The organism is Paenibacillus sp. FW126-R14, assembly GCF_058789495.1.
In genome coordinates, this window is the sequence record NZ_JBYTBS010000024.1 from 1 (window position 1) to 12040 (window position 12040).

The 12040-nt window shown below is 40.2% G+C and carries 12 protein-coding genes; 9 read left to right on the forward strand and 3 right to left on the reverse strand.

Annotation, left to right across the window (positions count from 1 at the left end):
* The first annotated feature begins 209 nt into the window (after positions 1–209).
* From AC3WRW_RS16485 to AC3WRW_RS16515, 7 genes are all read left to right on the forward strand, one after another.
* Positions 210–338 (forward strand): hypothetical protein, encoded by a 129-nt coding sequence (locus tag AC3WRW_RS16485; RefSeq protein WP_492547393.1) that lies wholly within the window; start codon positions 210–212, stop codon positions 336–338.
* Between the two features lie 1261 nt (positions 339–1599).
* Complete coding sequence (locus AC3WRW_RS16490) at positions 1600–2571, forward strand: toll/interleukin-1 receptor domain-containing protein (RefSeq protein WP_492547394.1); 972 nt, start codon at positions 1600–1602, stop codon at positions 2569–2571.
* Between the two features lie 18 nt (positions 2572–2589).
* Positions 2590–3123, forward strand: coding sequence for a hypothetical protein (locus AC3WRW_RS16495; RefSeq protein WP_492547395.1), 534 nt, complete (start codon positions 2590–2592; stop codon positions 3121–3123).
* A gap of 745 nt (positions 3124–3868) precedes the next feature.
* Positions 3869–4177, forward strand: coding sequence for a hypothetical protein (locus AC3WRW_RS16500; protein WP_492547396.1), 309 nt, complete (start codon positions 3869–3871; stop codon positions 4175–4177).
* A gap of 304 nt (positions 4178–4481) precedes the next feature.
* Positions 4482–5975, forward strand: a complete 1494-nt coding sequence (locus AC3WRW_RS16505) for a TIR domain-containing protein (protein WP_492547397.1) — start codon at positions 4482–4484, stop codon at positions 5973–5975.
* A gap of 358 nt (positions 5976–6333) precedes the next feature.
* Entirely contained in the window at positions 6334–6927 is a 594-nt protein-coding gene (locus tag AC3WRW_RS16510) for a TIR domain-containing protein (protein ID WP_492547398.1), read from the forward strand.
* A gap of 2 nt (positions 6928–6929) precedes the next feature.
* Complete coding sequence (locus AC3WRW_RS16515; RefSeq protein ID WP_492547399.1) at positions 6930–7340, forward strand: hypothetical protein; 411 nt, start codon at positions 6930–6932, stop codon at positions 7338–7340.
* Between the two features lie 18 nt (positions 7341–7358).
* Here the strand turns inward: AC3WRW_RS16515 and AC3WRW_RS16520 are convergent, their stop codons facing one another.
* Together AC3WRW_RS16520 and AC3WRW_RS16525 are read right to left on the reverse strand one after the other, a co-directional pair.
* On the reverse strand, positions 7359–7787 hold the full coding sequence (locus tag AC3WRW_RS16520; RefSeq protein WP_492547474.1) for an IS3 family transposase: 429 nt from the start codon (positions 7785–7787) through the stop codon (positions 7359–7361).
* A 270-nt stretch (positions 7788–8057) separates the two neighbouring features.
* On the reverse strand, positions 8058–8315 hold the full coding sequence (locus AC3WRW_RS16525; protein ID WP_492547400.1) for a helix-turn-helix domain-containing protein: 258 nt from the start codon (positions 8313–8315) through the stop codon (positions 8058–8060).
* Between the two features lie 331 nt (positions 8316–8646).
* Here AC3WRW_RS16525 and AC3WRW_RS16530 point away from each other — a divergent pair, with 331 nt between their 5' ends.
* Positions 8647–8907 carry a hypothetical protein gene (locus AC3WRW_RS16530; RefSeq protein ID WP_492547401.1) on the forward strand — a complete coding sequence of 87 codons (261 nt, stop codon included), beginning with the start codon at positions 8647–8649 and terminating at the stop codon, positions 8905–8907.
* 158 nt (positions 8908–9065) lie between these two features.
* On the opposite strand, the gene AC3WRW_RS16535 is transcribed toward AC3WRW_RS16530, so the two are convergent.
* A complete protein-coding gene (locus AC3WRW_RS16535; protein WP_492547402.1) occupies positions 9066–9728 on the reverse strand; it encodes a TetR/AcrR family transcriptional regulator in 663 nt (220 codons plus the stop codon).
* 286 nt (positions 9729–10014) lie between these two features.
* Between AC3WRW_RS16535 and AC3WRW_RS16540 the strand changes: the two genes are divergently transcribed.
* Positions 10015–11496 (forward strand): MDR family MFS transporter, encoded by a 1482-nt coding sequence (locus AC3WRW_RS16540; RefSeq protein ID WP_492547403.1) that lies wholly within the window; start codon positions 10015–10017, stop codon positions 11494–11496.
* Positions 11497–12040: the final 544 nt, after the last annotated feature.

Here is a 12040-nt window from a genome sequence, read left to right on the forward strand (position 1 = left end):
TCAATCAGTATATAAAGAGACCATTGAGGTCATTCAATCAGTATATAAAGAGACCGTTGAGGTCATTCAATTAGTATATAAAGAGACCCATTGAGGTCATTCAATTAGTATATAAAGAGACCGTTGAGGTCATTATTAAGTATTGAGAATCTTAGCCTGAGATATAAACCTTACCCTCTGCCATACCGACACTATGAGGAGGGTAAGATATGAAAAAACAGCTCGGTTTGTTTGTAGTAAGATGTGCCCGAAGATCTTTACGCATTATCGGTACAAAAGGATTTTGGGTTGCAGTGTTCGCAACTGTAATATTTAAAGTAATTGAAAGAATCATATAATAAATGCTGGACATTTGGAGCAAGGGAATCCCTTGCTCCTTTTCGTTGCCGAAGCAAATTCCTCTAGAGATGGATTCTAAGGGGATTTTTTTCTAGAGCAAAAACGACAATGTTTCCCAAATTAATGGTATGATTATGCTACATACGAATTCGAAATACTTACGAATATGGATTACCCTGAAAATTCACTCCCATTTTCATTTATCTGACGGTGGCCCCCCGAGCCATCTTTTACGGAATCCACAAATAAGAAGATAGCCAAAATGACTGAAGACTCCGATTCTCGAATACAAGAATATTGTGAAAAATGGAGAAAACATGCAAAAAATTAAATGGGAGGGGAAATTTAGTGTCATCTTCGTCTGATTTAGCAACATAGGTTGGATCAGTTGGTACTGTTATTGGATGCTTTGGCACAGTAGGAACGTTAGTAGTTGCATTAAAACAACTTTCTAATGAAAGGGCATATAAAAGAAATAAAGAGGAAAAGTTACAGGCAGAGAAAATTTCTGCATGGATTAAGCAAGAGACCACTCGGAAGACCAAACCATCTATTCTATATTAAATAGATCGGATGAGCCTGTATACCAAGTTGTAATTACTTTAGTGAGCATACAAGGTGCAGGTTTTCCAATTGATGGAGTTGAAGTGCATAAGAATTGTATATCTTATTACAGGTGTCTAAGCATATTGCCTCCGGGGAAATTTATAACATATACAGGGCACTTGATTATGCAATATCTATAAGATTCGGAATAGAAATAGCATTTACTGATGCAGGAGGACGTCATTGGGTCAGAAAATCTAATGGTGAACTTGCTAAAATTAATATATCACCGATAGAATACTATAACATTGATAGGCCTATTGATTGGAGCTTTCCAACTGTTGCAAGTTAATTTGTCTACATCATTCCGAAAAAGATTAGATTTCGAAATTATTCGTATTATGAATTCACGATTGTTATATAGTTACTCTACGAAGTTGCCACTTCACATAACAATATATTAACGCTTCTGAGCATTCGCTCCTTTGTCCAGTTGGAGTCCGATGAGGGTTCGAAGAGGAATTTTTAGTAGCAGGGAAGAAAATTCAGCCGGATACACCCGCACCCCTAACTGCTTCTCGGCCGCTCAGAGCCAGCTTCTCCTCGGGTTTTTTAATACTTTCAGGGGGTGGGGCGCCGGGAATGCAATAACGTTAGGCGCAACTAGGGCAATTAACAAAATATAAAAAAATTTGAAAGGATCGAAAACATTACATGACTGATTTAGCTATTACTAAGCAGGAGAATTTCAAGTATGATATTTGCCTTTCTTTTGCAGGGGAAGATAGAAAAATTGTAGACAGCATAGCAACCGATTTAAGAGAGCTAGGGATACGTGTTTTCTATGACTTATACGAAGAAGCTGACCTCTGGGGGAAAGATTTATATACTCATTTAGATTATGTTTACCAAAGAGCCGCGAAATACTGCATTCTTTTTATTTCAGAGCATTATGCCAGTAAGATGTGGACTAATCATGAAAGACGCAGTGCACAGGCACGAGCAATTCAAGCACATAAAGAATATATACTACCTGTCCGACTTGATGATACAGAAATACCAGGCATTCCTGTTACTATTGGTTTTATTGATTTACGACAAAAGAGCCCAGACCATTTAGTACAAATAATTAAACAGAAAATAGAAATTAAGGAAAGACAAAATTTTTTTCCTCCGGATCCTGATAAATTAATACACTATCTTACTAACCCGGATGGTGCGAACTTTGAAGCAGTTTTATATCAAGCAAGGCACTTTTGGGATGTATTACAACGCATGGAACCACATGAACGAACAGTTATTTACCAAATATTTCTCAATGGTTGCCCTGCCGAGCTTCCTGAAAATGTTCATATCAGCCTTGATTACTTAAGGCGAATTACAAAACATCCAGAAGCTGAACTAAAGGAGGTTTTAGGGGCACTTAAATCCCTTGGCTTCTTTTGTAGCTTGAGAGAAGACGATGAAAACCCAGAATTTTTTGGTAAGAGTAACATGTTAGTTCTAGAGTGGCATTGCTTTTTAATAAATGCTCCAGATAATGCAACAGACGTGGCAAATGCAATTATACAAGGGGCAATCGATGGGTATTGTGGGTTTCATGCTATGAAAGCACTTGAGAATTTGAATTTTGGGCAATTGTCTACCGTGACTACTGTTGAAGATGAAGATCTTGATGAAGAATAAATAGATTTAAGATTATTCTTGTATCTTGATCGTTCACATTCCCACATACTCCACCAAGCCAATACAAAGGGGAACGTCCATCACAGGCGTTCTCCCTTTACTGCTATTGATGTAAAAGAGCGAAGAACTTACGGAAAAGAGGAAATTATGCATAACAGTGGTGACAAGAGCAATGATACAAGAACCACTTATTTTATTGTAAATACGAATCGCGGGGGACGTGGAGAATCCCCGAATTTGACTTATGAACGAGCTATGCTGGCACAAAAGAAAGCGTCTGCGTATGGTGATAAGAAGACTGAAATTGAGCGTATAGAAATGGGAGCGAAAGTGTATTTATATGCAAGCGGCGTTGGTATAATTGCCCAAGGTATAGCAGGTGAGCAAGGCAAGGCTTCACGAAACGGCGTGAAAGATAATGAGTTTTACATAAAATTAGAAAAAATGATTAATTACGCTGATACACCAATAACATACGCTGAAACTAGTGGGGAACTTGAAAAGCACATGCCAGTGCTCAAAACCGTTAATAATTTGAAGGAAAAAAACTAGCTGAATGGTTATGGGAGGAAGGTGAGAAGAGAGGGAAGAACTGATTCACTTAGGTGGAGCCTTCCGCTGCTCTAAACGTCTGATCACATTGAATCACCAAACAAGTTGCCTTCCGTATTCACCACTGCCCAGCGATCATACAGCTTTACCAACTCAGTTTGATAATTATAATCGTCAATCGACTGCTCGCCTACACCAGCATTAGATGCTTGAGCGACATAGAGCCTATCGAAGCGGCTCCGCAATTCATCTCATTCCATTAGTCCATCCCCCCATATTGTACAAGTCCCGATTCGAGTAAAGCATAGAGGAGAAGCGGGATAGTATCAAACTTGAATTCGGTGAACAATCAAGAAGGGTTTATGGAGAACTTGCTCTGTTGCTTCCGATCTCGTGGTTTCCGGCAGTAGTTCGGTAAGCTCTGCGTTGCAGAGCTTACAAACTGCAAAAACGCAAGTCGCTTTGAAGCTCGGAAGGTCGGCGCGCGGCGGGAAGGCTTTTGTACGAACGGGCAGGATAGCGTAGGAAGGGATGGTTAGTACTCTCCGTGTGTCGGTAATGATGACAGTTGCTTCCTGCATCGAATTACTACTTCGGGGGCTACGGTACTGAGATTTCCACGTTCACCATCTAGCTGTGTGTGGACGACACAATAACGTAAATGTAGGCCGACTAGCTCCAGTTGTTCCGCCTATTACGTTTGATTTATAATGAATCCACATAGTAGTAAATTGGAGGGTAAAATATGTTTAAAGCGACCATTCTTTTAACGACGGATTCAACCGCCGTCATCAAAGTAATGGACTATAAGCCAGGCAAAGTTGTCCAGAAAGATGTGACGACTAAAAAGGGCGTTGTCAAAAAGGACATTAAGATAGAAGGAACCATACTTTTTATCACAAACATGGACATATCGTTCAAACGGAGCAAATACGATATCCAGATCGGCGGCGATAAAGTAATCACCGCTAAATTTATATCTAACACAATGAAATGGGACAATAATCCTGGACCAAGGCAGGTTATTTTCGCGTCTACTACTCCAGAGCGCTGATTCAGTAGTCCGAGCCGCCTTAACAGTTTTTATTATGATTAATTACAACCATCGTTAAGCTATCGGGAACTATAGTTGAATCATCAATAATAAGGCCGCCGATTACTTCGGCGGCTTTCTGTGTAGATTTATGAAAGCAAAATCGGATATTGAAAGGTTCGTAACTATGCGCCGCGATAGCTACTTTCGCATTTTTCGCCGATAGACTCGTTAAGCTGAGCCGTATCACAAATAATGGGATATTTTTGCTCCATTTATCTCTATGATATAATTATTTTAAACTAACATAGGAGGATGTGATTTGATGAGAGTAGAGGATGTATTTGTGACGGAAGGGGTGCCGGGTATCACTTTTATCCAACCACCTGGTTTTGCTAACATCGTTGTTGATTTGCGATCTCCAACAAGAGGGGTTGTGTTTGAAGGTGCGTCTGGTACAGGCAAAACAACTGCTATTTTAAAAGGCTTAGCTGCAGCCAATATTTCAGCTAGTCAGCTATTAATATTATCAGGAAGAATACAGACAGATATAGAAATAATAAGAGGAATGGTCCAGGAGGGAAAATTACCTGCTCCAATTGTTGTCGTTGATGATTATCACCGGCTTGATGAAAACCTGAGAAAAGGTGTTTCAGATATATTAAAAATTGGTGCAGATAACCCCTATATAATTAGTGGAAAGTTGATAATTGCCGGTATTAATGAGGCAGGAAGACAACTGATTCAGGCATCAGAAGATCTGATTAAGAGAATATCAATCAATAGGATAAGACCTGCTGCATTTGAGACTGCAATAGATGCATTAAAAGCAGGGGCAGAAGAGCTGAACGTTTATCTCAAAGATTTAGAAGAAATATATGATGAAGCAAATGGTGACTACTGGACAATGCAAAAGCTATGTCAACAGGCTTGTATTGATGCTGGAATTTATGATACCCAAGAAGAAGAGACCGAGATCAATATTAATATTCATACGCTAAGAGGAAGCATACTTACTCTTCTAGAAACTGCTTATAAGCCAATCCTAAGGGACTTTGCAAGAGGGAAAAGATTCAGACGAACAAATAAGCCATATATTACTTTGTTGGAGTGTTTTGCAAGAGTGGGTAAACCAACGGTTCTAATTAATGATTTGGGATTATTATTTCCGGAACATAAGCCACGACTGGATTCAATAAAGAAATCTAGGCTACCAATATTAATTGATTCGAAAGCATTAAATGCAAAGTTTTATTATGATCCCTTAACAACAATGTTCTCTGTCGAAGATCCCGCCTTAGCATATTACATTAAGAAAGCTGACTGGTCCAATTTGACCCAGGAATTTGGATTTATCTCAGACGATCAGTTTGCCTTCGACATTGCTGTTTCATTCAGTGGGACCGATAGAGAATTAGTTGAAAGGTTTGTTGAACGGATTAAAGAAGAGGATATTAGTGTATTTTATGATAAAGACTTCGATCCACAGCTTCTGGGAAGTGATCTGGAAGAAGAATTTCCAAAAATTTATGGAGTTCTTTCAAGATCAGTAGTAGTTTTTATTAGTGGGTCATATAAAGAAGGAGAATGGCCTTCTTTCGAAAGGAATGTATGGGGTAAAAGAGTTCAAACAAAAAGCGTTGTTCCAGTATTTATAGATTTTACTATAATAAAAGAAATTAAAGATTCGTTGGGGCGCATTGATTTCTATCAATGGTCTGCCTATAAGAAGGGGGAGATGCCAGAAGAGGTATTTGTAGAACATTTGGGGAACCTATGTTCCCGAATTGTTGCTTATTTAGAGGTGTTAGAGAATTAAAAAACTGGAATCTAATGATACTCAAACTGTCGACAAAGCCCATGTTTTCAGAGCCTTGTCAGAGATATTTAATTATCACGGGACTAACGGAAATAAAATTAAATAAGATCCCCCTACCCGGCTAATTTAGCCAGGTGGTTGGCGATCTTTTTGACGTTCTTGCAGATGGATGCTATCCATGCTTGTTCCAGAAACTTTTTTTCTTGTCACGAAACCGACGATAGCGAAGTCCAAAAAGCTTTTTGGCATTTGCGAAGTTTGCCACAGTAATTTCCATAGAAGTTGAGTTGATATATAATAGAGTAAAGGCTTTAACGAATTAAACTTCATATTTATAAAATTGTCAAGGGGGGATTGTATGGCTAGGTTATTTAACGAACAACAATTACGAGAAATTGCAAAAGCAAAGAAAACTTTGGTTTTTGATTCAAGCACGCAAATTCTTGAGTCCGCCTCTGCTAATTTCAACAAGTATAAGACGTATGACATTTTTCTTTCACATAGTTATCATGATGCCGAAGTTATCCATGGATTGAAAATTTTCTTGGAAGAAAAATTAAATCTATCTGTATATGTTGATTGGATCGAGGACCGCCAATTGGATCGTACGCAGGTGAATAGAGACACAGCCGATACGATTCGTCAAAGAATGAAAAATTGTAAAAGTCTTATCTTAGCCTCATCTGAAAATACTCCAGATTCTAAGTGGGTACCATGGGAAGTCGGTTACTTTGATGGTATAAAAAATAGGATCGCTATTCTCCCAATTTCAAAAACTTTAACCTATAATGAGGATTACAAAGGACAAGAATATTTAGGATTATATTCCTATGCAGTTTATGAAAGCAACAAAAATTTAGGAGAAACTATTTGGGTCCAAGATAACCCTAAAAAATACGTTTTGTTAACAGATTGGGTTAATGGAGCGGAACCAACAGAAAGGACAGCGTAATCATGGAGCAGAAATTAAAATATCTTGAATTTATACAACAAACCATTACTCGAATGGCTTCTAACTCCTTTATGCTTAAGGGATGGGGGGTTACTATCGTTTCAGCACTATTAGTTTTTTTACTTGGTAATGAAAAAATTGAAGCTAATCCACATTTCTTCTATATTACGTTGGTACCATTAATTGCTTTCTGGTATCTAGACAGCTATTTCCTTCGACAGGAAAAATTATTTAGACAACTTTTTGAAAAAGTTAGAGTAATAAATGGCAACAATGTTGATTTTTCTATGAAAACGACTGATTTTACTAAAGATGTAAGAAGTATAGTCATCACTATGTTTTCCAGAACTTTACTGGCATTTTATGGCACTGTTATTATAACAGTTGTTGTAATTATTCAATTCATTTTATAAATTCAAAGTCTCTCTTTCTTACCCTATGCGGCGGCCTCCGAAACGTCTCTTTTTCTTGTCCAGTTGCGTAATGGTACCCAGTACGAGCTGGAAATCGTTACATTCAGATAACTGCCAAGCAACAAACTCGTTGTTGAAAAGATCTTGAATAACGGACAAGTAATGAAAAATCGTTCCATTGGAAATATAGGTAATGTCCGTGACCATTTTTTGCTGCGGTACCGTAGCATGGAATTGTCGTTTTAAGCGATTTGGATAAACAACTGAAGGTGTGTAATTGGACTGTTTTCGTTTCCTCCATATGACCGATTGAATCGTTAAATCTTTCATAGTCCGACATACTTTCTTGTGATTTACATTGTAGCCTGCCTCCCACAAGGCGGTCGTCATACGAGGGTATTTGAAGTAGGGATGTGCAAAATGAATGGCTATCATGTGTTCCTTGATCTCATGATCCTTCTCTTGCCTTGCATTTCATTGAGGCTGTGTGGCTCACCATTTGTAATAACTGGCTGCGGTATTCCCGCAATAGCTGACAGGTCTGTAATGCTATGCAGGTGGCGTAACTCCTCCAGTATAAAATTGCTTAGAATGGATGATTACACCGGACTCAAAGACGTCATGCAAATGGCATGAATTTTTTATTGTTATTGAGCGTTAACAATAAGAGCGGGACGCAGGCTAACGCAGCCACATGTCCCGCTCTTATTGGCCTCATCAGCCCTGCTTTTGTTCTTCCTCGTACGCACTCTCTACCAGTTTGAAAAAGTCGGATGGTTTAACTTTCAGACCTCTGCAGAGGTCGAATATTTTCGTAACGGAAGGCTCATTTCTCCCAACCTCGATCATCGAAATATAGGATCGATCCACATTGCATTCATGTGCCAGATCCTCTTGGCTTAAACCTTGCTTGAGGCGTATAGCTTTCATGGTTTTCCCGATAATTTGTTTTATAATAATAGGCTGTTCGCTCAAGGAAAATTACTCCTTTTAAGTCTATTATCAATCTGCTATACTATTCACAACAGATAAAGTATTCAACAAATAGTAATAAATTTACAATTATTGCGGGCGTTCTATGATTTCAAGTTTTCTCATTGCAACAGGACTGCGGGGCTTTTTGTTGCTAGAAGTGTACTAAATTTTCTAGTTAACCTGTTAACCGCGTCAAATGTCTTTCACTGCATTCCGTTAATGTTTTGCAGTACTGAGGTTGAATAAGAACTCACTTTGATGTCACTTTTTTTGAGGGGAAGTGTTGAATTTGATAAAGAGTCTTAGAACTTATTTGTGTGATTTTATTGCTATGAGAACAGACGAAATTGGGAATAACGTTCTGAAGCAAGATGAGGGATATCAAGAATTATCTAAAGAACTTCAATCCTTATTAAAAGAGATTTTTAAGTATGTTCCAATAGACCGACACCCAACAATTTTTTCTTATGAAGAGAAAGAACAAGCTCAATTGGCACTAGCCATTGAAATTATGTACAGGCAAGGATTGATAGATGGAGTATTCTTAAATCGAAGACTGTCAGTAGTAATGGAAAATGAGGGTGAATTCTAAGCGTACATAAGAGAAGCTTGGAATCTATAAAAACCAAGCCGCGGTAGGGTCTTATCGCATTTTGGCCGATAGACCCGTTAAGCCGAACCTTATCACAACTCATACAGTAAAGAAGGTACTGACCCCTCAACAAGCCTGGGGTACAGTACCTTCTTTGTTTAAAGTCCGTCCTCTTCGTTTTGCATGTCTTGCAGAACTTCCTGCGGCCACAAATAACAGTGCAGCATATCAATTGTTTCTCCAATCAAGCGCTCCCGACTGACGTCCGTACTGGCAAATGCTATGGCCTCGACGACGCTATGTGCACCAAGAACTAAGATTGTTGCGGCCGCATCCAGATCCTTGATGCGGATCTCCGACTGCCAGGAGCGGAGAAGCTGAGCGACAAACGCATAAACAAGCTGCATTTGCTTGTCCGACATGTCTTTAATTTCTAGATAAGACAGCGCCATAATGTTCATTTCTCGATGGAAATCGACATCCACCTGGTGGGCCTTTATCATGGTCTCGATCATTTCACGAATGAAAGACAGTTTATTTTTTCTGGTGTCTAGTTGAAGGGCGCTGTGGCTCCGAAGGACCTCTATGAAGCGTTCATTGTAGAATAACAGTGCGTCCTTGAAAATCTCCATTTTATCCGTGTAATAGGAATAGACGCTGCCTATGGCCACCTTCGCTTCTTTTGCAATGTCCTTCGTATTCGTGTTGTGATAGCCATTCTTCGCGAACAATTTCGTGGCTGCTGCAACGATTTTTTGCTTGGTCTCCACACTTCGCTGCTGCTGAGGCATTCGCGTCTTATCCTGATCTTTCTCTGCCATCTTCATCACCTAACTCCCATTTTATTTTCTCTTCCCACTCCAAGTCAATAAATGATGTGAATTAAAGTTCGAATTTTCCCATTGACAAAAGTGAACTTTAGTTCATATAATTTAGTATATGAACTAAAGTTCATGTTAATGGTGTGCATCGATGTGGTTCAAGACTGAAGCTTTTTGGCAAAGGAGGCGTTAAACGTTCAACGTTCTAGGGTCTGGGAAACGATTGCGTCCCCTTTCCCAACTGACTCAAAAAAGTTTTAAAAATACGATACGAGGAGTTAGGGCTATGTCCACTAATTTTTCAAAACCCATCCCCACTTCGGCTACATCCATACGTGTGCTCATTGCACCGCTTATTGCGATTATTATTGGGATATTCATGGTTATTCTAGATACTACAGCAATGAATGTCGCTGTCCCTGCTATCGCAGATGATTTCAATAGCACGTTGAGCGTGATCCAATGGACGATTACCGGATATGCACTCGCACAAGCAGCAGTCATTCCATTGGCAGGATGGATGTCAGATCGGTTTGGCGCCAAGCGAATCTTCATTATCTCAATCATTGCATTTACGATTGGTTCGATATTGTGTGCATGTGCCATTACAGCTGAACAGCTCATCTTCTTTAGAATAATACAAGGCCTAGGCGGCGGCATGGTTATGCCAATCGCCTTTGCTATGACCTACCGTATCAGTCCTCCTGAGAAAGTAGGCGCGATTATGGGGATGATGGGTATTCCGGTTTTACTCGCGCCAGCATTGGGGCCGATTATAGCTGGTTATCTGGTTGACTATGCAAGTTGGGAATGGATTTTCTTTATTAATATTCCAATCGGGATCGCTGGTGTAGTCATGTGTATCAGGGCGCTTCCAAATCTTCCGAAAAAAGCATCAGCCTCACTAGATTCCTGGGGCATCCTGCTAGCACCACTCGCTTTTGGCAGCCTTTCTTACGGGTTAGGCGAAGGAAGTAGCAGTTGGTCCTCTACGAAAACAATCGTCGGTTTATCAGTTGGTGCGGTCGCTCTGATTTTGTTTATCATTGTTGAGCTCAAACGTAAAATAGAGCCCTTATTGGAACTAAGAGTTTTCCGTTCTCCTCTATTTACTCGAGGTATTCTGGTTCAGTGGGCGTTACAAATCACTATGTATAGCACTGCCTTCGCCATACCGTATTTCATGCAACTATTGATGGGTATGAGTGCTTTCAAAGCAGGCTTATGGTCGCTTCCTCATGCACTTTCCGCTGCAATTGCGATACCCATTGGGGGGCGTTTATACGACCGAATTGGTGCAAGACCTTTAGCAGTCGTTGGTTTAATATCCGTAGCCATAGGTACTTATCTCATTTCCTTCATCGATCCGGGCGATAGTCCTTGGAACTTTCTGATTCCTCGTGTGTTGATAGGCATGGGAATGGGCATTGCTTATCTTTCGTTAAATACTCATTTGTTGCAATCAGCGCCACGGGATCTAGTTGGTCGAGTGACCTCCCTAACGAACGCTACGCAGCAGGTGATTACTTCTTTCGCAGTAGCTGGATTTACAACCTTTCTCGTTAACCGTACAACTCATTATGTAAGCAAGGGTGAGATTGCGATCCCCAATGCAACGACGCACGCCTTTCATAATGCTTACCTTATTATATCAATACTTGTAGCAGCAGGGGTGCTACTAGCGGTTACACTCAAACGGCCCGTTGCCGCGGATGACGATGCTCCAATTCAGCCTGGCATTGTCGAAGAAGGCTCCATGATGGCATAGATTGCACCACGGCTGTCCTGCCAGGACGCAATGCGACGGTTAGCTAGAACGGACCAGATTTCGCGTTCCAAACCCAATACGATCAGCCGATTCTCATTCGTGCTTTCGCAGGGAACGGAAGTTTGTATGTTTCCGTCTATTCATCCGAGTTTATCAACTTTCATCCAATAAAACTATTCAAAGAAACAAAACCGTTCCGCCCAAAAAACGCTCCACCACGTATTGCCGTACCACCTTGATTGCGGCAAGAACGGCCTCCAGCGAAAGCGATAGCGTGTACCGTATGCACGCACAAAACCCAGCCAATCTAATCTTCGTTGGCAATCGGTCAATGTTCTTGTCACCCGACAGTATAAGGGTGATCGTTTTTATAGAACGATTGCATGAAATTGCAGAAAAGCTAAAATAGACTTAGACCTAAGGGGCCTAACAGGGCCCCTTAAATTTCGCTCTATAGATGTTACGCCGAACCGTACCATAAGTGACGGCGAAAAATCATTGGATGCTAATGTACTCACCTCTTTCGTGGGCTAGCCGTCCTTGC

Excerpts from the sequence above, each read along its gene's own strand:
- AC3WRW_RS16500 (WP_492547396.1), top strand. The coding sequence starts at position 3,869 with ATGTTTAAAGCGACCATTCTTTTAACGACGGATTCAACCGCCGTCATC.
- AC3WRW_RS16505 (WP_492547397.1), top strand. The coding sequence starts at position 4,482 with ATGAGAGTAGAGGATGTATTTGTGACGGAAGGGGTGCCGGGTATCACT.
- AC3WRW_RS16515 (WP_492547399.1), top strand. The coding sequence starts at position 6,930 with ATGGAGCAGAAATTAAAATATCTTGAATTTATACAACAAACCATTACT.
- AC3WRW_RS16530 (WP_492547401.1), top strand. The coding sequence starts at position 8,647 with ATGAGAACAGACGAAATTGGGAATAACGTTCTGAAGCAAGATGAGGGA.
- AC3WRW_RS16510 (WP_492547398.1), top strand. The coding sequence starts at position 6,334 with ATGGCTAGGTTATTTAACGAACAACAATTACGAGAAATTGCAAAAGCA.
- AC3WRW_RS16485 (WP_492547393.1), top strand. The coding sequence starts at position 210 with ATGAAAAAACAGCTCGGTTTGTTTGTAGTAAGATGTGCCCGAAGATCT.
- AC3WRW_RS16540 (WP_492547403.1), top strand. The coding sequence starts at position 10,015 with ATGTCCACTAATTTTTCAAAACCCATCCCCACTTCGGCTACATCCATA.
- AC3WRW_RS16490 (WP_492547394.1), top strand. The coding sequence starts at position 1,600 with ATGACTGATTTAGCTATTACTAAGCAGGAGAATTTCAAGTATGATATT.
- AC3WRW_RS16535 (WP_492547402.1), bottom strand. The coding sequence starts at position 9,728 with ATGGCAGAGAAAGATCAGGATAAGACGCGAATGCCTCAGCAGCAGCGA.